We start from the raw sequence: 19,991 nt of genomic DNA, 5'->3' as shown, positions 1-19,991 counted from the left end.
CCCGCGAAACCCTGTTGGCGGCATACCGATATCACCGCCGCCGAACTGCCCGCGGCGGCATACACGCCGATGCTGATGTTTCGAATGTGCGCCCGGGCCGGCCTCCGAACGACCCGCCCCGGGCGCACATCATGAATGACGGGTCGCCCGCTGCCAACGGGCTGGTGCTCCGTCCGTTCCTCTCTGCATGCCAAACCGGAGGTAACGCACCCGAGCGTAGGAGGCCGCCGCGGCGTCCGGCAACGGCGTTGGACAGCGAATTTTCCCAGCTGGGCGTTGGACACCCTGTTGGACAAAACTCGTCCAACGTTGGACAGCATTGGACCGGCCGAGCATCGATGGCGCGCAGCGCACGGCATCCCCGCTGCCACGTGGTGCTGTCGCACCGTGACCTGCCGGAAACCTTCGTGTACACCAGCTTTGCGCCACGACGGTCGCTGATGGGTGCCAGCGAAGAAGTTGCGCATCGCTTGGGCGAAGTCACGCAATGCCTGTTGTTAAATCGCCACGCTGCCATCTGCGAGCCAGTCGAATGCGGCACGAGCCTCGGTCAACTGCCGGCATTGCTCGTTGTAGCCGGGCCTGGGCCGCGTCTGGCGAGGCCTGTGCCGTTACGAGCGGCGCATGGCCGAACTCGTCGCCCGCGCGGCGGCGAGGAATACATGCCGACTGCGGCAGACCGGCGCGAAACCCGCCCGACCAGCGTGGCATCGCAGATCGCATCCATGGTGGCCCTGCATGTCCTCCAGGGCAGGCGCTCAAGCCGCGGATCGCCGATTGAACCTAAGTGCAACACGCATTAACATTGGTTGTGTCATATCCGTTCGACGGGACCGACCATCCCGTCCACACACCGTCAGGAGCCACGCCATGGGCAAATGGCCCGCCGTGCCCGCGCACATCACCGCCGAGGTAGATCGTTCCGAAACCCTCGGCCCTGTCCCCGATCCGATCAGCGCGGACTACCTCATCCGCCGCGCCGCCTTCTGCCTCGACGTTGTTGTCGACTCCGCCGACTTCATCTCCGCTCTGCTCGACGAGGGCCACACCGACGCTGCCCGCGAGATGGTCGACTACCAGAAGGGCTACCTCGGGGAATTCCTTCAGAGCCTGGCCCGGGTCGACGTTCTCGATCGACAGCACGGCCCAGCCGAACTCAGCGCATGACCGGCGGCCGAGTCCCGATGGCCACCGAGAAGCCCCCCAGCCCGCGGTTCGACCTCTACTACTGCACCGAGTCCGCGGCTGCCCGCACCCTGCGAGCCACCCGGATCCGGGTAGCCGCGACCGCCGAGAAGATCGCGGCTCAATTGTTGGAGCTGGCACGAGAGGGGCACGACGACAACGGCCGGATCATCTGGCACTGGAACGGCATCGCCATCGCCTACGGCGACCCCGACCCGGGCGGATGCCACGACATCGACTATTACGACGTCGAACCCACCCGCGGCGGCGACCCGGCGAACACCGCCGAACCGCTGCTACGGGTCATGCTCGCCACCCGTTGGCCGGACACGCCGTTCACCCTGATCCCGGACCGGTCCGCCCGCGCACTGCGGCTCGCGTGGCAGGACGGCCCCCCACCGACCGCGGTGCGATCCTTCGCCGCCCAGATCCCGTCGAACCCGTTCCATCCCTGGACCGACGGCATCGCCTGCGACCGACGGCTCAGCGACCAGGCCTGGGCGATCGTGGCCGACGAGATCGACTCGACCTACCACGCCGACGATCTCCGGGTCCCGCGCACCGAGTCCCGCATCGACTGGCCCGCCGCCACCGAACGTCACACCGACATCCACGTGGCGGGTACCGGTGATGCGCAGGACCCTCCCCACACACTGACCTGCAGCATCGCCGAGCTTCTGCGCGCCCACGCCTACACCCGAGACTTCACCCCGCTGTCCCGGCAGATCAATCCCTGGGGCGAACAGCCCGCCCCGCCCGCAACCCTCCCCGGAGCATGTCATGAGCATCGAAACACCCGGTGACGACAAACGCTGCGACCATTGCGACGCTCCGGGCATCCCCTATGAATACAAGGGTCGCCAGTTCTCCGGGCTGACCGCCAATCGCGGCGAACGTCTGTGCCCACGGTGCAGCGAGTGGGTATGCCAGCGGGACACCGAAGAAGCGTGCGCCCGCCACTACGGGATGTCAGTTGCCGACCTGCGAGAGTTCGGCCTGCCGATCACCCCGCAGCTGCCCCCCGAGCTGAAAGGCACCGACGGCCAAGATCTCGGCAAAGCCATCCGTAGGTGGACTCGCCGTCAGCGCACCCCTCGCTGACCGGACCGACTCGCGCCAGCGAGCATCCCCGCCAGACCTAGATGCCGACCGCCTCACATGTCGGCTGGCCGAGCTGCCCTGGTACGAAACTCATCACCTCGCCCGTGGTACAAGGAAAGCCACGGCGTCGCCTGCTCGGGCGGCGCCGTCCGGTGCCCGAGTCGACACGCGAGGAACAAACGATGCTGGAGCAGCCGTGGAAACGGTCCAAAACCCGTGCCGACCTGCCGAGGACAATCAATGTCGAGGCGGTGCAGAGCCTCGACGACGACACGTTCGCCGCGATCCTGCGTGATCATCTCGAACCGGCCGACACCGCCGCCGCCTACGTCGGCCGGTGGCGCCAGTTCTGGAACCTGCTGAGCTTCGACGAAACCTTGGCCGAGCGTACCGCCGACATCCTCGACGACTTCATCGACCGGACCGAGGAGGCCCTCGTCTCCGGCAATCTCGATGAGCAGCAAGCCAAGCGCGCCAATCGATTCCGCGACCGATGCCTCAAAGCCCTCGACCGGCTCGACCGCGCCGACACCGATCCGCTGGGTTGGGCCGGCGCCCGCGCCGCGGTGTTCAACCCACGCGCCCGCAGCGTGATCGCCAAACTCGTCGAGGCGATCGCCGAGCATCGCCGACAAACCGGGCCCGGCTCCCCCGCCGATCAACAACTCTGGTCGGTACTGGCCGCGGTCCGACTCGACCCCGATACCGACAACCACCCGTGATCAGGCGCGAACACCGCCCGTATCGCGGCGATGAGCTTTCCACCCCCGTGGATCATGTCTCCGGCCTGGTCCAATGCCTCGGTCAGCACGCGTTGATACGACGGCCGCGCCTGCTCGAAGCGAGCTCGCCCGGCGGCGGTAATCACCGCCACCACCCCGCGCCCGTCCTCAGGGCAGAGGTCGGTGTCGCCGAACCCCGCCCGATGCAGCCTGCCGACGAGCCGCGACACCGAACTCTGGTTCAGCCCAAGATCTTCGGCCAGGTCCTGCATACGCAGTCGACCGTGGGGCGCGGCGGCAAGGAACTCCAGTGCGCGATACTCCGACACCCCCAGGCCGTGCCGACGCAACACCTCACCAGCTCGGTGCTCGGCAAGCGCATGCACTGCCAGCAAGGTGTCCCACCACCGCACATCGGCGGCCTTCGACGAGTCGGACAACAGGGTCGGTGACTTCATGTCGGTGCTCATATGGGGGAATCCCTCCATGAGTGGATGCCGTGATCGCAAGCACCGTAAACACAACACCGGGCAGGCAGCGCAACTCATCACCCACCCGAAACGAACTCTATGGGCGCGGCCGGATTCGCCGGTGGCACCTTGCCGACAGAGTCACAACAGCCAGCCGGTTGCTGTCTTCACGCTTGGGCGTCGGGGCACTGTGCCACTCTCATCATGGACAGCGACAAGACCGTCGCTGCAAGCGACGCGAATGGCGGTGCGCAGCGGTGAGTAACGACGACTACTGGGACGACGACGGCAACGACGAGTGGCAGCTAGGCGAATGCGACCGGTGCGGAATGAAGGGTATTTATCCCGAGGCCCGCGCGCCCTTCATGCCGGTCTGCGCGTGCGACATCGGGGAGGGTGCCCCAGCGCACGAGTGCGAGTGTGAGAACTGGGTGGTACGTGGAGAGTTGGGCGAGGTCTTCGGAGTCCAGCAGTGAGCAGCACCGAACCCACCCACAGCTTCACCCTCACAGAGGGGCAACTCGTTTTCCTCCGGTACATCCTCGAACGCGGCTTCCTTGAGTTCCTGGAGTACGCGCGAGACTCCGAGCCCAGCCGGGACGGCTTCATGGAACGTACTTACGTGGACGGATTCGTGGAGCTGTACGAGATCTTCGGCATGGAGCTTCCGGAGGTACCCGAGAAGTAGCGCCTTATCTCGCGAAAGAACCCCGCCGGAACACGGGTTCTTCTAACCGGCCGCGGTGTTGCAAAGCCGGTCGTACACGTCCTGGGCCCGGGTACGCCCAGGAGCACCGCGACTTTGTGGAGGCCACTGCGATCCGCATCAGCACTTCCACCACATCGTGACCGGGAACGCGTTGGGCGTCTCCGCGGTAACCAGAGGCGTGAACGTCATCCGGCCCAGCAGGTCGTCGTGGCAATCCTCGGCGTCGGGTGCCGCGGGCGCCAACACCGCCCATTCCTGCCGCAGTTCGTCACAGACGTCGGGGTAGACATCGAATGCCAGGTCCCCGAACATCGATTCCCACCCGCAGCAATCCTTCGCGAAGGCGTTCATCGCGGCCAGCACTCGTCGCCGATTGCTGTGGTGGTCTAGCGCCACAAACCCCGGCCGGTAGCCCCATTCGGGGTCGTAGAGGTCCAGCACCGTCACGCCGTAATGAGTTCCTGCCCACCCGGCGTCCAGCAGCTCGGCCCGCGCCGCCGCCGGGAATACGCTGTCGGCCCCTTCCAGGTAGGCAAGGAACCGCATCAACCGATACCGGTACGTGCCCCATTCGGGCCGGGCCCATTCGTCGGGGCGAGCGTTGAATACCTCCCAGCCCCAGGGCTCGTTGTAGCCGCAGCCTTCATCGGGGTAGCAGTACATCGGCCAGCCGTCGCCGCGATCGGGCACTAGGTGCAGCGGCTTTCCGCAGTGTGACCCGATCGCCCGGCACGGGTGGCGGCGTCGGCGCGGCTCAACTGGGTGGCGGCCGCGGTCAGTCGGGTGGCCAATTCCCGCATGGTCGGCTCGGTTGTGGCGGTCATCGGTTTGCCCCCTCTCCGGTGATGGTCTCGGTGTGCGACGCAGCAGGAAGGTGGGGATGCCGATGGGTGGCGCCCAGCCGGATGAGGGCGAGGGCGGTCACGATCCCGGTGGCCAGACCGCCCAGGTGGGCCCAATAGGAGATGCCGGGGATCAGGAAACTGATCCCGAGATTGATTCCGATCATGATCAGCAGCCCGGTCGGGTTGGCACGGTCCACGATGGTGGCCGCCACCAGCGCGCCCGCGACACCGTAAACCGCTCCGGATGCGCCGACCGTGATCTGGCCGGACAGGAACTGCACGGCCAGGGCCCCGCCCAGCAGGGACGCGACGTAGACGCCCAGGTAGCGCAGCCGCCCCAGCCTCGGCTCGGCAACGGCACCCAGCCAGCCGAGGCTGAACATGTTCAGCAGCAGATGGGTGAGCCCGCTGTGCACGAACCCGCCGGTCACCAGCAGGGCCCATGCACCAGCGGCAACAGCGTGCGGGTCGAGTGCCGACGCCCGGAAGATCGAGGTAGCGGCGAGATCAGCGGGCAGGATGCTTGCGGCCTGGAGTGCGATGATCGCGAAGACCAGCACGTTCACCACGATCAGTGTTTTGGTTACCCACAAGGGATTGCGAGGCTGCGCGGCGGACGACGTGGGGTTCGCCCGCTCCGTCGGCTTGGGGGCCCGCACGTCGCGCCACACGACGTAGGCGACGACAACGGTTCCGGCGATCCCGGCCAGATAGAGGGTGGCTGACCCGGATTCGATCGCGGTCAACCACACCGTGGCATACATCGCGATCAGCAGTGCGGTCGTGGAGCGAATCCGCTTGACCCGGATCAGCCAGCTCACCGGCGGCTCGACGAGCGATGCGGCTTCGGCGAGATAGTCGGCGCGCGCGGCATCGCCGTCGGCGACGGCGCGGGACTGCTCGGTCCGGATCACGTCGGCGATCCGGGTACGCGCGGCGTCACGCTTCGCACGTCGTCCGGCACGAACGCGAGTCTTGAGGTGTTCGGCGACGTAGGCGGCGACCGCCCGCACGAGGGCCACCCGATCGTATTTGTCGCGCAGGTGTTGCGGCAGCCGGGTGTCCACCAGGGTCTGCACGGCATCGGGGCGGGTGAGGTGGGGGAAGTCCAGGGCGACGGCGGCGATGACGGCCTGGTCGACCAGGTCGATCGGGGTCATCGCGGTGTCCAGGTCGGTCACGGCTGTCTCCTGTGTCGGAGGGCGGACGCGAGATGGTCGGTCCCGCGTAGATGACAAATTGTAGCATAGTGCAGTATGCGATATCGTGTAAAGGGCTTCTCTGCTCGGTGAGGTCGCGACCTACACCCGGCTCCGCCCCCGGCGTCGGTTCGTGCTGGCCACCGTGTCGGGCGCGGAGGGTGACCGGCGGCGATCGGGGCCGTGGGTGGCCCCGTTGCGGTGCTGATGGCCGTCGCGATCGCGAGTGGTCTGGTTGATCCAGCGCCGGACACCTGCGGTGACCTTGGCTTCGCCTCCCCGGATCGTCTTAAATGCTCTGTCGTGCCCGGCTTCCTGCGCGGTGATCCGGAACTCGACTCGGGGGACCCAGTCGTGGGTGAGGAGCCGACGCTCGGCCCAGATGGCCGCCTCGGCCTCGCTGGCGAAAAGCCCCTCGTATGCGCTGTGCCCGTGGAATTCGCTGTCGTGCCGGCGCCCCTCGAACGCCACGCGGCACCGGCTGTTGGCGTCGATGTTGTCGCGTTCCCACTGCATCTGCTCGTTCGACAGCCCTGCTTGGCAGCCCGCGTCGAAGGCGTTGGTCCGGGCGGCGCTCAGATCGTGCAGCTGGGCCCGGTTCGCTCCGGCGCTGCTATCCAGCCAGCGCCTCTCTGCCACGCGGATCGCCTGCACCGCATCGATCTGGGCCATCGTCATGCTCCGCATCGCCTCGACGGTGGCTGTCGACGAGGCGACCGCTTCGGCGACGGGGGTGGTGGGGCGCCGATGGTGTCCATTTGTGGTGGTGCCCGGCGGTGCGGTAACCGTCCGGGCCGGCGGAGTCGCGGCCCGGGTGTGGGTTGGTTGCCCGTTTCCGACGGACCGTGCGGGACGCGTCCTGGACGGCTGGGTTCGCTTGCCGTCGCGGGCAGGTGCCGTGGATCGGGTGGTGCTCCTGCGGCGGCGGTCGAGAGCGCGCTGGGCCAGCTGCTGCTGGTGCTGGGCGTACCGGCGTTGAGTCGCGGCGGTCTGAGCCTCGACCCAGGTCGCCGATCGGCGTGCGGCTTCACGGGCGTGATGGGCGGTCAGATGGTCCATCGGCGGGAACACGGTATTGAACCGTGTGTAGGGGTTGCGGGAGACGGCGTCGAGGGTCAGCACGATCTGGCCACGCCGCTCGGGCGAGAGGTTCGTGCTGGACAGCGTGGATTCGATGGCGAACCGGATGCGTTCCAGCCGCTCCTGGTCGGGGCCCACCACCGTGGGGTCGCCCATGTGCCGGTGCTGGCGGACCAGCGCTTGCTTGGCCTCGGCCTGGAAGTCCAAGGCGCGCTTGGTATACCAGGCCTCCGTGATGCGCTGTTCACCGAACTGCTGGCGCAGCGACGCCGCGAGGTGTTTGCGATACCGGCGTGATCCCTTGTGTGACCTGGGACGGTGACCGCCCCGCCGGTGCTTGAACAGGTGAGCGGCGTCGATGATCTGGCGGAAGAACTTGCCGGCTTCCTCGCCGATGTGGTCGACCTCGCTGGCGGTGGACATCAGCAGTCACTCCTTCGCGGGTATTGCAGTCGGCCGGCTGGCGCTCGCGGCCGCCGCGGATGTGTGGTGAGGAAAAGGCAGGCGGGCGGCCCGTAGCGCGGCAGCGGCGTCGGTGAGCAGATCGGCGGCCCGGCGGATCATCGCGATTGGACCGGGCCGCCCACAGCAGTGCCACCAGGTGAACCCGGCGAGGCCGGTGCCGTAGACCAGAAGCGGCGGCGGCAGCGACACTGTGAGGGCGGTGGTGAAGACCGCGGCGCTGGTGCCCGCCGCGGGCGCCCACCGCAGCAGGCTCGCCCGCGTCGAGGCGAGGGTGTCCAGATGCGGCTCGAGGGTGCGGCCCACGCGGCCCCCGTCGGGCACGACCGGCACCAGCCGCTCGGCGAGCCGGGCAGCCTCCGACCCCTCCAGTTCGGGGACGTATGCGGCAAGGACCGTCTCCACCCGCCGCCGTTGGTCAGGATCGGGGTTGTAGTTGTCGGGATGTTCGAGAGGGCTGGTCACAGCGAAAGTCCTTCCAGGGACAACAGGTCTCAGCGTGACCTGCGGTGCTTGCGCAGATCGATGACCGGTGCCAGGGCCGCGGCGGGCCGGCGAATGTGGGTGAAGCGGTCGATGCCGGGCAGCGGCCGCAGCCGGGCGAGGTCGGCATCGTTGAGAGGGGTGACATGCCCGAACCGGGCGCGGCCGCCACCGACGTGCACGACGTCGCCGGTCTTGAGCCGGCGCAGCCGGTTGGGCTCGACCAGCAGCGGCTCATGCGCGGTGACGGTGCCGTCGGTGTGGCCGCGCCGGCCGCGCGCGCGGGTGACCTCGAAACGACGGGCGGGCCCGAACAGATCGCACAGCCGATCCCCTTTTTCTTGGCGGCCCAGCAAGGCGCCGCCGCCGGCGGCGACGACCAGCGATTGCCGCTGGTCGTCGTCCGCGCCGAGGCCGAACCAGTCCTGCGCGATCCACAACGTGCCGATCAGCGCTTCCCGGAAGCGATGCACCCATTTGTCGGCGCGGGTTTTCTGATCCGATACGGCGCTGAACTCTTCGACCGCCAGGAAGGTTTCGCGTCCGTGGTCGTGGCCGGTGAGCTGCTCGAACAGGCAGCCGAGCGCATTGAACTGGGCCCTCGCCCGATCGGGGTGGGTGGTGCCTTCGAGGTTGCAGATCAGCAGATCGAAACTCCCGATGTCGGCATCGCCGTCGAATGCGCCGTCGAGCGCGTAGAACAGATCGCCGAATTCGCTGCGCGCCGAGGTCATGACGGGCTGTTCACCGTCGAGCGTGGATTGGATCTCCAGGTCGACTCCCGGCACCCCGGTCCAGGCCAGGTCGGGATCCCAGTAGTCGGCGCCCCACAACAGAGCCAGGACGTCCTTGTCGAAGCGGGCCAGGAACTCCTCGGAACTACGGGGCGGGTTGCAGCCGATGGGCTTGCCGTTCTCGACCTTTGCGGGGGCGGTGACGATCAGGCGGATCAGCGTCTTCCGCATGTTGTGGAAGTAGCGTTCGTTCTCGGTCGCCGGGACCAGGCCGCCGGAGATCATCGACAGCAGCACGCTGATGATGTCGGCCGGATCGGCGGCCCATAGGTTGAGGTTCGTTCCCTCGCCGAGGATGCCGATTCGGTCGTCGCGCAGTCCGAGGGCACGGAACCACTTCACGACCAACGCGGTCACCCGCCGGGCGCCCGGACCGCCCTTGCAGTTGACCAGCACCGCCAGCGGCCGTCCCGTCCGTGGGCGCCGCCACCACTGCCGGTGCCGCAGCCACGCGGTCACGTACCACGACACCAGCGCCCGCAACAGTAGGGTGGTCTTGCCGGATCCGGTATTGGCGACGAGAACCATGTGCTCACGCGTGGCGCGCCACGGCACCACCAGCACCGACCGGAAGTGTTGCAGCAGGGCGCGGGTCCGCGACGGCGGCGGCGCTGCGAATTCCTCGACGGCCAGCCGGCCCAGCACCAAGTGCGGGTTGAGTCCGCCGGTCGTCGTCGCCACCGGATAGCGCGCCCAACGTGCCGCGGCCTCCCGCTGCCGCTGCACCCAGGAATCCTTGAACTGTTCGGTGCGCAGCAGACTGCGGAATCCGGTGGTTTTGGAGGTCACCACCCGGTCGGTGTGCATCAGCATGGCCACGAGCCACGCCACCGGGATCAACAGCACGCTCATGCTCGCCACCGCGGACGGCGCGTGCCCGGACAGCAGATCCGTTGCACCGGCCCGGAACTCGTCCACCGGGCCGGTCGGACTCCAGGCCAGCACCATCGAGATCCCCGGCAATGCGGCAACCGCGGCGATGGTGAAGTTCCGCATCCGTGCCGGCGGCCACGCCAGACGGGCCGCGGCCGCCAGCAGGATAGTGACCATCAGGCCCGTGACCAGCAGGCACACTCCGAACACCGTCAGGGCGTGCATCGCCGACCCATCCGACCACGACAGATGCGGAATCAGCCGCCCAATGATCGGGATGCCGCCTGTGCCGCCGCCCAGCGGTGGCTGGGGATCGAAAGTGGGCATCGGATCCGCCAGCATGCAGTGCGGCTCGGGTCGAGCACACCCTCCGGCGGATTGCCCTAAGGCGTGCACGCCGGCACGGGTGATCGGCACAGCAGCGAAGGACACGGTCATGACGGTCCCTACTTCAAGGGTGCGAGCGAGATGGTTGGTCTCGCCACTCGGTGGACATCGAACAGCATAGTGCGTATTGCACCCGTCCCCCAAGGAAACGAAGGGGGCGTAGCAGGAGTTGTTGCGTCGGCCGAAGGCCGCGCCGACAGGTCAGCCCAACAGGATCAGCAGGTCGAGCAGCGTCGGGCCGGTGTCGGGGCCGCCAGCCGGGCGGATGCGCCGGATCTTCAACGGCCGGAACTCGCTCAGATCGATCCCGGCCAGGTCCCGTCCGTCGTCGTCGGTCATGGCGGTGACCCGCAATTGATCGGTGGCGAACCATAATTCGTACCAGGCATCTGCGGGCCGCCCGGCGCGGCGATCGGTGTCGGCAGGCACCTCCCACCCGGCGCACCGCAGCCGGGACACCTGGGGCCGGGCGTTGTAGTGGGACATGCGCCCGTTCAACATCGGGCAGGCCCGCCGGGCATAACTGGCACAATCGGGATGCATCGGCGGCTCGACCGCAATCCGCCGTTCCCAGTCGGCGGCCCGCACGAACAGCACCGCCCGCCCCTCGAGACGGTGACCGCAGATCTGGCATCGCTTGCCCGTCAGCGCCGCCGCCAACCGGTCGGTGTCCAGAGAACCCCACATCGGCTGGCCTGCATGCCATTTGGTGACGAACGGGACGACCAGGCCGCGGGACGTGGGTGCAGAACGCAGCCGCCACACCACCGCCGGGCGATCGGGCCCGGTCATCGTGTCGTTCCAGTGTCGTCACGCGACCGCAGCAACGCGCTCCACTCGGCGCGGACCTCGGGTGCATCCGGGCGGGGATGGACGAGATCTCCCACGACCCCGATCAGGTAGTCACCGATCCGCACGACGGTGAATCCGTCAGGCCGTGCGGGCGGTTCGATCACGATCGCGTCGTCGGAGCTCCAGGCCGCGGCCGCGAACCCCGCCAGATCGACCGCGCGCGCCGACAACGCCGCCCCCTCGAACCGTTGCGGCCCCGCCCCACCGTCGCGTGGCACGAGGAACTCGCGCCACACTCCGCCGGGGAAGCGGTCATGGTCGATGAGACGATGCCACGATGGCGCGTCGCCCTGTGCCACCGGTGTCGCGAACTCGGCACGGCCAGGGGTTTGCACGACCAGCCACGGCACGTGATCGCCGGGCAGATGGCGTACTTGTTCGTCGTCGTCGAACGCCCGCGGGCTGCCGAGCGCGGCGGCGAGATCGGTGGTCATGCGCAGTCGACTCCTCGCATCAGGGCGGGATGGTCAGTCCCGCAATCGAATTGACAACTCTCACGGTTGGTGGAATCCGGTGTTGTCCAACTTGTCCAGCCGGACAACACCGGAGCTGGTGGGGATTTCGGCGGCGGGCGGGGCCGGACGGAAATCGAACCCGCGCCAAGGCGCAACTGGCCCCGGCTCTGCCATTGAGCTACCGGCCCGTGCCGCCGTGGCGGCCCGGTCGGATCGGACCGCCGACCACCCTCCTCGATGCCCGGCGCCGCCGCATCGCGGTCTTCTCACTGCCGGGCCGGAATCGCCGTTGATTCCGGGGTACGCCGTTGTGCCTGTCGGGGGGCGGTCGATTCAGTTGTGCGACGGAATCCGCCAGTGCACACAAATAAGGATAATGTGTTATGCACTATCTTGCAATGGGTTGTCGCTGGGGTTACGGGCGCAGCGCCAGTCCGGTCTCCTGCGCCAGCGCCGCGAGGTTCACCGCGGGGGCGTCGGCCGCCCACACCTGGGTGCGGGTCTTCGGCACGACCGCCTCACTCGGATACAGCCGCCACGGGCCGACCCGGTCGAGCACTTCGGCGACGAGCACCATGGCGTGGAACCGGGTGGGCACGGTAACGAGGTCGACGATATGGCCGCGCCGCCGCCATTCTCGCGTCGTGCGCGGCGGTCCCTGGGTGTAGGTGCCCCAGGTCGAAACGATCTGCCGCAGCTGCAGGCGGCCTTGACGGGGCAATTCCAGAATGCCGACCAGGTGCGGATCGAGCCAGCCCCGGCGCTGCCACTCCTTGGCGATCGAGGTGGGTCGCCGGCCCAGCGCGGCGGGGTTCGCGGGGTTCAAGCTGGCAATGACTTCACGTGCGTTGGCTACGTCGATCTGCTCGTCGCGGATCACGGACTGCGGCGGCAGCATCAGTTCGGCGATTCGCTTGGCGGGCATCCGCGCCTTGGTGCGTCCCGACGACCCGGCGATCCAGCGGGTGACCGTTCGTCGGGTGACGCCGAACCCGGCGGCGACGGCGTCCAGATCGATGCCCTGGTAGTCGCCCGCGCCGTAGCAGGCGGCCAGCGCGTCCAGCAGCCTCCGCCGTGTCCACCGTGGTCCCGCCGCTCCGGTCAATTCGGGTCGTATCCGATGCGCTCGATGCTCTCGAACTCCCACCCGGCCGCGTAGTGTTCGCGTGCGTAGTCGGTCAGCCACTGCGACGCCGCCTTGTCACCACCCTGCTCGTAGGCCGTCCACAACCCCTCGATCTCGGCAGGGGTCATCCCCGCCTGATTCGGCGGGAACGGCACATCTTTCCGCCAGCGGATGTAGTAGGCGGATTTGCCGAAGACCCCCTGATTCCCGGTGACGCGGACGCGGCCGCCGCGTTTGAGCAGGCGTTTGCCTTCCTTGCTCTCGCGCATGGCCTTCATGACCCGCTTGCGGCCGGCCTTCGTGGTGGCGGCCTGCCGGGCCGCCTTGGCCATCTTGGCCACCGTCGCCGGCTTCGGCTTACTGATCTTCGAAGCGCTCGACGGATCCGCCAACCAGCGTTCGACGGTACGTTTGCTGACACCGAGGCCTTTCGCGGCCGCAGCCGTGTTGATGTCGCTGCGCGGCCCGGGCCCGTAGGCGGCGCGCAACATTCCCCGAATGTCCGGGACATCACCGGCAGTGCCGGAGACATTCGAGCCGGACCGGCCGGTCAACCCCTGGAACATCGCGCCACGGCGCCCAGGGTCAGGGCTCAGTTGCTCCTTGATCTCGTCGGCCACAGCGTGCTGTCCTACTCGGCCCCGGCAGCGGCCGAACCCAGGCCGGCGAGCGCGGCCAGACGCGGTCCACAGTGGCCGTGGGCATGCGGGCGATGAGGCCTCGGAGCGGCGCCGGCGCCGACGACAGCGTCTTCGCCGCCCGGCGACAGGAAGCGCGGGTACGGCAAGCTGTCGGCTGCGGGCAGCTCGACCCGCCAGTAGCCGGGAAAGTTCGAGTTGCTCATGACTTCGTCAGCCTTCCCATCTGCTCGATATCCCAGTCCTCTTTGTCGACCAGAGCGGTCTTGCCGCTCACGCCCTCGGCGTTCTGGTAACCGCTGCCCTGCAGATACTCGAGGTGCTCGTCGAGGACCGCGGATCCTTCCCACTTGTACTGGCCGATCCCGCGGCCCCAGGTGTCGCGCTTGCCGTTGCCGCCGCGTGACCCTGGGTAGGCGGATTCGGGGTCCGGATCGTCGGACACATACACGATCGTGTCGTTGGTGATCGCGACCGGCCACCGGTCGGTCGCCTTACCGGTCGTGATGACGAACCGCAGAATGTTCGCGCGCGCCTTGGCAATCGCGTGGTGACGGCGGTGCGGCGCGAAGCCTTCCCGCCACGTTTCGACGAGCTTGCCCGTCTGCGGGTCCTGCACCTTTCGGCGCATGTAGATTTCGCTGCCCATCTGGCCGATGGTGCGGGTGTAGCACGCCTTGACCAGATCCCGGGCCAGCTGAGCGTCGGCGTCGTCCTCGATGTCGAGCTGGGCGCGGGCATCGCGCATCCGCTTGTAGAACTCTTCCATCACCCGGGCGTGCTTCTCCCAGACGTAAGCCTCTTTGACCTCCAGCTCGAAGCCGCATTCGCGGGCAAATTCCAGGCTGGGCGTGGTGACCCACAGCAGGCCCGGCTTGTCCTTGCTGCTCGGCAACAGCGGGTGCGGGTACCGCAAGTCGCCCGTCTCGGGCACCTCGACCCGCCAATAGCCGGGAAGCTTGGGGTCGAAATCGCGCCCGTTCTCGTAGTGCGTCGCTGTGCCGACCCCCAGGGAGTGACTGGCGAAGCCACCGAGATGGGAGCCACCGCGGTCGTAGGCATGGACGAACCGTTGGCGCAGCTCTTCCGGGTTCGGTTTGCGGTTCCACTGAATGTCGTCTTCACACGACGAAATGCGTTCGGGAGCAACCGGTTCGGTGGGGGCGAAGGCGGTGGCGCGGTCGATGCGGCTCGACGTCATCAGATCCAGGCCGGTGGACTGAGGGTTGATCCGGAACGGCCAGTTCAAGGCGTGGGTGAACAGACCCAGCCGCCGCGCCAACGTCGCGGGCGCCGGGCTATCTCCCAGAATCGGGTTGGCGGCGGTGTTGTGCACCAAACCCGCCTCCAACACGATCCACACCCGATAGTCGCCGCGCCACACCCGCGTCCACGCCCCCAGCCGATCGCCGTCGCCGCCGATCGTCCATCCCGCACGAATCGCTTCGGTGACCAGCGGGTGCCCTGCGGTGGCCAGTTTGAGCTCGTTGTTGAGCTTGGCGGGGTCCGGTGTCGCGTCCGGGGTCGGTACACCCAACCGCTCCGACAAGGCCGCTGTCACCCAGAGTTGCCCTCTCTCCACCCACTTCGGGCCAACCCGGTGCCCGATGCGCAGAGTCTGAGCCAGTTCGGCGAGATGACCGATGTGGGTGAGCGGATCCGGGGCCGGCAGCCGGGTGCCATCGGGCAACCACACGCCCTCGACATCCACCACCACCGCCGGTGCCAGGAACTCCGCAGCCGAAACGGGCACCGCCGCAGCCGATTGCATCGGCGTGGCCGGCTGCTGGTCACTTGGCGATTCGGCAGCGCCCGGTGCGCTGGACTGTGGCGAGGTGGTCGTATCAGGCTGGGGCCGCTCGCCGCGTGCCTGCGATGCGCCATCGTCGATGCGAGCCTCGCTCGCCGAGCAGTCGGCGGAGTTCTCGCTATCGCGGGCAACCGGTTTCAGGGGGAGTTCGATTTGCCCCTTACACGGTGCACGGCTCACTCCCATATCGGGCTCCTGGGCATTGGGCTCCTGAGCGGTGTCGTCAGGAATGGCGGATTCCTCGTCGGTGTCGGACGGCTCGGATGCTACGTCGGCCGACCGACAAGCGGCGCCAAGGATCTCTCGCAACGTCATCGCCTCGAACGGCGAAGTCGGCGTCGGCTCGGGATCGGGGTCGGGGCCGGGATCGTCCCACAACGTGCCGTCGCCCGGGTCGGGATCGGCGCCGATCAGTGGCCACAGCCGCAGCGCGATCATGCGCTCGCGCTTCTGCTCACAATGCAGCGTGCGGTGCACGGTGTAGCGGGTGACGCCGTTGGAGGTCTCGGTGATGAGTATTCCCTCGTCGGCCAGCGCCCGCCTGGCCGTGGCCACATCGACCTGCGGAGCGTCGGTCATCCGTGCGGCGGTTTCCTTCAACACCTGCTCGAGCGCGTCCTTCCACACCACGAGCTGCGGCTCGCCGCCGTCGCGCGGGGTCGGGTCGGCCAGGACGTAGCCGAGCCGGATGCCGCGAGGTTCGTCGCGGAACATGTTGTCGCTCACGATGGTTCGCCGCCATCCGAGCCGGTTCGACAGCGGGAACTCCGGTCGCTGCCCGGTGCGGATATCGTCGACGTAGGCGATGCCGGTCCGCAGCGCATGCGAGAGCAACTCCCGCACCCGCGCCCCGGTAGTCGTCGGCAGGTCGGGGTCGGTGGTCATGGTGAACGCGTTGGTCATTCCGAGGGCTGCGATGTTGAGCAGATCGTCGGCCTCGGACTGCGCCAGAGCGCCGGTGTCGACGAGGAACCGCGACAGCACCACCCACCCCGCCCACAGCTCACCAGCCGCCTGCGAGGCGCGCACGGCTCCCCCACCGTGCCGCAGCTGCTCGGCGAACTGCTCGGCCTCCTCCCGGGCGATCGCGCGAGCCTTGTCGAGGTTGCCGGACAGCCACTGCAGGAAGCTGGCCATCACCAGTGCCCGGCCGTACCGCGACCGGTAGTCATCGAGCCGGATCAGGGTGTTGACGTCGATCTCGTCGGCGTTCATGGGCACCGGGAAAGTGCGCTCGCCACCGGAACTACCCGGCCGCGGGGTCACCTCCGAGGTCACGATCGCCGAGGACCGCGGCGGGGTACCGTCCATGACGCCCTGCCCGTCGCGCGTCGAGCGGCTGCGCTGCTCACCGTTGTGAACCAGGCGGGCGAACTCCTCCAGCAGTTTCTGCGCGGCCGTCCAGTCCCTCGTGGGTGCCACGTCATCGGCCCAGTACAGGGCGTCTTTCGCGGAGTTCAGCTTGATGCGCAGCGCGTTGAGCGTGTCCCCGTTGCCCGACATCGAGCTACCGGGCGACCGGCGATCCCACAGCTCACCCCAGTGATGCATGGCCAGGCTCGCCACCGAGGTTTTGTAACTGCCAGGACTGCCGACCAGCAGCAGCACCCAGGGAGAAGGTCCCAGCGCGGCCCGGAACACGTGCCCGAGCAACGGTGCCGCCACCCTGCACGGCAAAGCGGTCAGCAACGTACCGGAATGGTCTAGGAACGCGTCCCGCAGCGCGGTGACGTCGGCGGCCGGAGCGGGCAGGTCGTAGCGAGCCAAGGGGCCACCGAACATGACCGGCGCGACGCGGGCGCCGCGGCCGTCGATGACACCACTGGCGTGCACGTAGAACCACTCGCCGGTCTCGGCATCGCGCCGCCACCCGGTCGAGCGGTAGCACACGGTCTGTCTGATGTTGCCGCCGGCAGCGACCTTGAGCGCATCCCGCAGTTTCGCCAGGGCGGTGGGTCGCGAATCGTATTCCGGCGGTCCGGGCAGGCTGTCGAGCCAGGCGCAGTTGCGATCGCGGTAGTCGTCGGCCGAGATCCGCTTGAGCATCCACTCCCCCGTGTCGGGATGGTGGAAACCGATCACGATCGCGGTGAGCTGTTCGGGCGCCGGCGGGTTGGCGCGGGCGAATTCGGCGAGATGTTCGCGGCCCATCAGTTTCGGCCGCTGAACATCGTCGGTGTCCTCGCTCTCGAGATACTCCATCTCGACGATCCGCGCGTCCAGCGACAGCACCTGTCGGGCATGCTCTTGGCCGTCCCGGGTGACCACTTCGACCAGCCGCCCGCGCACGATCCGGTACAGCGGCGCAGTGACCACCGCGCCGCGGTGGGCGTCGGCGTCCTGCTGATCCGCGCTGTCGCCGTCGCTATGGTCTCCCGGCGCCGCGGGCGCAGTGTCGGGCGTGGGCGCCGTCCGGGGCGGTGGGGGCGTCGACGGAACAGGCTCGGCCTGGGCGAGTTCCTCGTCGGTCTGCAGCGGAGCAGGGATGTCCAGCCGTGCGTCCTGGTAGGCCTGCCGCGCCAGCGACTTGGCCTCCTCCCAGATCGAGGCGGCCTCGGTGACCGCCTCGTTCGCCCAGGGAGTGCAGGATTCGCGCGCCAGCCGCCGCACCTCAGCGACCTGATCGGCGAACATTTCGAACCGGCGCTCGGCCTCCCACGCCCAGGCCCGTGCGCGTTGCAGTTCCAGTTCGGGATTGTCGGTTGCCGGATCGGCAGCCCGCCCCGCACGTGCGCCCGCCTCCAGCCGGGCCTGTTTGACCGAGGTGGTCAACCGGCCGTCGAGCCTCGTGCGCAGCTTGGTGACGATATGGTGTGCAGCCAGCTCAGCGGGGATGACCCGCACGAATCCGAAGAACGGGTGGTTGGTGTCCCACAGGTCCGCGTCGACATGGTCGGTGAAGTCGGACTTCGCCTGCGTTGTCGCCGGCAGCAGGAACGTCGCATCGATGTCGTCGAACTGGCCGAACAACTCCGCCAACTTCACGCCGCGGGCGTAGCCGGTGCCGTCACGGTCGAGAACAACGAATACCCGGCCACCCCGGAACACCGCCGCCAGCTCTTCCGGGAAATGCAGCCCACCCTGGGCGTTCGTGGTAGCGACGTGACCGAGTTTGACCGCCGTGTCGGCGTCCTTTTCGCCTTCGTTCAGCCACGCCGGAATGCCGGCCGCGATCGCGGCCTGTACCTCCGCTTGGCGATACAGCACCGGCTTGAACCCGCGCGGCTTGTGTGCGACGCGCTTCCCGCTGGCGGTGATGAATTCCTGCCGGAAGTCCTTGTGCCGCTCATGCTTCTGGTTGCCGTCGGCATCGGTGCAGGTGTGACACTCGCTGCGAACGACCTCCTGCACCACCCGGCCGGTCTCCGGGTCTGTGTAGGGGTAGCGGCAGACTTCCTGCCAGTGGTGCTGTAGCTCCGGCTCCTCCGGCAACGGCACGATCAGTGGGGGTAGCTTGCCCGCCTTGCGGCGCCGACCAGCCCGCCGCTGTTGAGGTGATCGGCCGACGCGCGGCCTGTCGCGGCGCCGCTCGTCCGGCAACGGTTGATCGAACAGATCGGCCAGGGTCAGCGGCGGGTGCAACGCCTCGACGATGTCGGCGGTCGGCGATCCGCAGCCGAAACACTTCAGCAGCGTCTTGCCCACGCAATCCGGGTCGTCGACCCAGGTCACCGACAAGCTGGGGGTGCGGTCACCGTGCACCGGGCACGACGCCATGAAGTGGGTGTCGCTCCTCGGCACGATGTTGCTGAGACGGTCACGGACCCGGTCGAACGACGACATCCGGCCCTGTGATGCGGGATATGTCACACCGCATCACCACCAACACTGACGCGGATGTGCGTGAGGAAGGCGGCAGCTTGCGCTACCATCATGTGCGTACCACCTTCCTTTCCGGTTCGTGGACCTGCATCACCGCCCACTTGGGTGGGATGTTGAAACAACGGTCACGCTGCCAAGCGTGAGCAGATTTCGAAATGAACCCCCCCTTCCGCCGGCCAAAACGGGTGGGGGGTTTTTCGTTGTCTAGGGCGTCATGCGCTGATCGCCGCCTTACGCGCTGTCCTGTCCGCGGCGGCCGCGGAGGAGGGGCGAGCTGTCTCGTTCGTGGTCAGGCACTCGAGCTCGAGCTGAGGCGCTTCCTCATCGAGTTCGCCGTCGGGCCCCGACTGGAGAACCTTGTGTGCAAGGTCCGGTCGTCCTTGCCGCAAGCACATCCGGATGACGTCGCTGCGAGTGTCGATCGGCAGTGGCGCCTTGTCCTTCTCGCGAATCAAGTCCTGGCGTCCGTAGCGGTGACACAACAGGTCCCACAGGTACGCCGACACTGTCTTGGCGCCGGCCTCCTGGCGCTCGATCTCCAGCAGGTCCAGGAGTTCGGGGTGAAGCCGGGGGCCTCTCTTCTCCGCGCCTACGTACTTCCGGGTCACTGGCAAACCTCCTTCGGGGGGTACTGCTGCCCGTCATCCTGGTCTACCGAAGCGGTTCCGGGGTAACCGACACGCCGAATCCGGACCGGATTACTCGAGTCTCCATTGCGCAGGTTGATGCCTATCTCGGTTGCCCCTGTACACCGTCAGACTCCAGGAAATCCAAGTGATGGGGTGTACCGCCCGAACCAGTGGGGAAGGTGGGGAAGACAGAAAAAGCGATGGTCAGACACCTTTTAACGCTCCCCACCGGGGGTGGGGAAGATGGGGGGAGCGTGGTGGGGAGCATATTGAAAAACGTTAGCGGCGCGAACGAGATGGCGTTTGCCAGCCCTCTGCTGACGGCGAGGTGCCGGAGATCTGGTGGTCG

General features: G+C 67.8%; 19 protein-coding genes and 1 tRNA gene. 6 read left to right on the top strand and 14 right to left on the bottom strand.

The window, feature by feature from the left end:
* Positions 1-870: 870 nt before the first annotated feature.
* The 4 genes from IU452_RS34735 (at position 871) to IU452_RS34720 (ending at position 3,008) form a co-directional block, all read left to right on the top strand.
* Positions 871-1,167 carry a hypothetical protein gene (locus tag IU452_RS34735; RefSeq protein ID WP_195113491.1) on the top strand — a complete coding sequence of 99 codons (297 nt, stop codon included), beginning with the start codon at positions 871-873 and terminating at the stop codon, positions 1,165-1,167.
* 17 nt (positions 1,168-1,184) lie between these two features.
* Positions 1,185-1,988 (top strand): hypothetical protein, encoded by an 804-nt coding sequence (locus tag IU452_RS34730; RefSeq protein ID WP_228819254.1) that lies wholly within the window; start codon positions 1,185-1,187, stop codon positions 1,986-1,988.
* Positions 1,966-2,286 carry a hypothetical protein gene (locus IU452_RS34725; RefSeq protein WP_195113489.1) on the top strand — a complete coding sequence of 107 codons (321 nt, stop codon included), beginning with the start codon at positions 1,966-1,968 and terminating at the stop codon, positions 2,284-2,286. The genes IU452_RS34730 and IU452_RS34725 overlap by 23 nt, the downstream gene beginning before the upstream one ends.
* Before the next feature lie 182 nt (positions 2,287-2,468).
* Entirely contained in the window at positions 2,469-3,008 is a 540-nt protein-coding gene (locus IU452_RS34720; RefSeq protein ID WP_195113488.1) for a hypothetical protein, read from the top strand.
* Here IU452_RS34720 and IU452_RS34715 read toward each other — a convergent pair.
* Positions 2,945-3,478 carry a MarR family winged helix-turn-helix transcriptional regulator gene (locus IU452_RS34715; protein ID WP_228819253.1) on the bottom strand — a complete coding sequence of 178 codons (534 nt, stop codon included), beginning with the start codon at positions 3,476-3,478 and terminating at the stop codon, positions 2,945-2,947. The genes IU452_RS34720 and IU452_RS34715 overlap by 64 nt on opposite strands.
* Before the next feature lie 257 nt (positions 3,479-3,735).
* On the opposite strand from IU452_RS34715, the gene IU452_RS34710 reads away from it, so the two are divergent.
* On the top strand, positions 3,736-3,954 hold the full coding sequence (locus tag IU452_RS34710) for a hypothetical protein (protein ID WP_195113487.1): 219 nt from the start codon (positions 3,736-3,738) through the stop codon (positions 3,952-3,954).
* On the top strand, positions 3,951-4,166 hold the full coding sequence (locus IU452_RS34705; RefSeq protein WP_195113486.1) for a hypothetical protein: 216 nt from the start codon (positions 3,951-3,953) through the stop codon (positions 4,164-4,166). The genes IU452_RS34710 and IU452_RS34705 overlap by 4 nt, the downstream gene beginning before the upstream one ends.
* 138 nt (positions 4,167-4,304) lie before the next feature.
* On the opposite strand, the gene IU452_RS34700 is transcribed toward IU452_RS34705, so the two are convergent.
* From IU452_RS34700 to IU452_RS34645, 13 genes are all read right to left on the bottom strand, one after another.
* The gene (locus IU452_RS34700) at positions 4,305-4,877 is read right to left on the bottom strand and encodes a hypothetical protein (protein ID WP_195113485.1); all 573 of its coding nucleotides are present in this window, start codon (positions 4,875-4,877) and stop codon (positions 4,305-4,307) included.
* Complete coding sequence (locus IU452_RS39065) at positions 4,877-5,011, bottom strand: hypothetical protein (protein WP_267467712.1); 135 nt, start codon at positions 5,009-5,011, stop codon at positions 4,877-4,879. Before IU452_RS39065 ends, IU452_RS34700 begins: the two co-directional genes overlap by 1 nt.
* On the bottom strand, positions 5,008-6,213 hold the full coding sequence (locus IU452_RS34695; protein WP_195113484.1) for a rhomboid family intramembrane serine protease: 1,206 nt from the start codon (positions 6,211-6,213) through the stop codon (positions 5,008-5,010). Before IU452_RS34695 ends, IU452_RS39065 begins: the two co-directional genes overlap by 4 nt.
* Positions 6,214-6,333: 120 nt before the next feature.
* Positions 6,334-7,734, bottom strand: a complete 1,401-nt coding sequence (locus IU452_RS34690) for a hypothetical protein (RefSeq protein WP_195113483.1) — start codon at positions 7,732-7,734, stop codon at positions 6,334-6,336.
* 6 nt (positions 7,735-7,740) lie between these two features.
* On the bottom strand, positions 7,741-8,238 hold the full coding sequence (locus tag IU452_RS34685; RefSeq protein WP_195113482.1) for a hypothetical protein: 498 nt from the start codon (positions 8,236-8,238) through the stop codon (positions 7,741-7,743).
* Between the two features lie 29 nt (positions 8,239-8,267).
* Complete coding sequence (locus IU452_RS34680; protein WP_195113481.1) at positions 8,268-10,250, bottom strand: hypothetical protein; 1,983 nt, start codon at positions 10,248-10,250, stop codon at positions 8,268-8,270.
* A 261-nt stretch (positions 10,251-10,511) separates the two neighbouring features.
* Complete coding sequence (locus IU452_RS34675) at positions 10,512-11,102, bottom strand: hypothetical protein (protein WP_195113480.1); 591 nt, start codon at positions 11,100-11,102, stop codon at positions 10,512-10,514.
* Entirely contained in the window at positions 11,099-11,596 is a 498-nt protein-coding gene (locus IU452_RS34670) for a hypothetical protein (RefSeq protein WP_195113479.1), read from the bottom strand. The genes IU452_RS34675 and IU452_RS34670 overlap by 4 nt, the downstream gene beginning before the upstream one ends.
* Before the next feature lie 139 nt (positions 11,597-11,735).
* Positions 11,736-11,805: transfer RNA gene (locus IU452_RS34665), tRNA-Asn, on the bottom strand.
* Between the two features lie 227 nt (positions 11,806-12,032).
* Positions 12,033-12,722, bottom strand: a complete 690-nt coding sequence (locus IU452_RS34660; protein ID WP_195113478.1) for a hypothetical protein — start codon at positions 12,720-12,722, stop codon at positions 12,033-12,035.
* Positions 12,719-13,363: a terminal protein gene (locus tag IU452_RS34655; RefSeq protein ID WP_195113477.1), complete on the bottom strand. Its 645-nt coding sequence runs from the start codon at positions 13,361-13,363 to the stop codon at positions 12,719-12,721. Before IU452_RS34655 ends, IU452_RS34660 begins: the two co-directional genes overlap by 4 nt.
* Before the next feature lie 220 nt (positions 13,364-13,583).
* Entirely contained in the window at positions 13,584-19,001 is a 5,418-nt protein-coding gene (locus IU452_RS34650) for a telomere-binding protein (protein ID WP_195113476.1), read from the bottom strand.
* A 224-nt stretch (positions 19,002-19,225) separates the two neighbouring features.
* Entirely contained in the window at positions 19,226-19,621 is a 396-nt protein-coding gene (locus IU452_RS34645; RefSeq protein ID WP_195113475.1) for a hypothetical protein, read from the bottom strand.
* Positions 19,622-19,991: the final 370 nt, after the last annotated feature.

It is taken from the genome of Nocardia transvalensis (genome assembly GCF_015477765.1).
Classification (GTDB): domain Bacteria; phylum Actinomycetota; class Actinomycetes; order Mycobacteriales; family Mycobacteriaceae; genus Nocardia; species Nocardia transvalensis_A.
Note: the sequence above shows the minus strand (reverse complement) of the source record. Positions and strands in the feature narration are given on the sequence as shown.

Bases quoted from the DNA above. Each gene is read 5' to 3' on its own strand.
- IU452_RS34690 (WP_195113483.1), bottom strand. From the start codon at position 7,734: ATGTCCACCGCCAGCGAGGTCGACCACATCGGCGAGGAAGCCGGCAAG.
- IU452_RS34680 (WP_195113481.1), bottom strand. From the start codon at position 10,250: ATGCCCACTTTCGATCCCCAGCCACCGCTGGGCGGCGGCACAGGCGGC.
- IU452_RS34735 (WP_195113491.1), top strand. From the start codon at position 871: ATGGGCAAATGGCCCGCCGTGCCCGCGCACATCACCGCCGAGGTAGAT.
- IU452_RS34720 (WP_195113488.1), top strand. From the start codon at position 2,469: ATGCTGGAGCAGCCGTGGAAACGGTCCAAAACCCGTGCCGACCTGCCG.
- IU452_RS34715 (WP_228819253.1), bottom strand. From the start codon at position 3,478: ATGAGCACCGACATGAAGTCACCGACCCTGTTGTCCGACTCGTCGAAG.
- IU452_RS34670 (WP_195113479.1), bottom strand. From the start codon at position 11,596: ATGACCACCGATCTCGCCGCCGCGCTCGGCAGCCCGCGGGCGTTCGAC.
- IU452_RS34725 (WP_195113489.1), top strand. From the start codon at position 1,966: ATGAGCATCGAAACACCCGGTGACGACAAACGCTGCGACCATTGCGAC.
- IU452_RS34675 (WP_195113480.1), bottom strand. From the start codon at position 11,102: ATGACCGGGCCCGATCGCCCGGCGGTGGTGTGGCGGCTGCGTTCTGCA.
- IU452_RS39065 (WP_267467712.1), bottom strand. From the start codon at position 5,011: ATGACCGCCACAACCGAGCCGACCATGCGGGAATTGGCCACCCGACTG.
- IU452_RS34730 (WP_228819254.1), top strand. From the start codon at position 1,185: ATGGCCACCGAGAAGCCCCCCAGCCCGCGGTTCGACCTCTACTACTGC.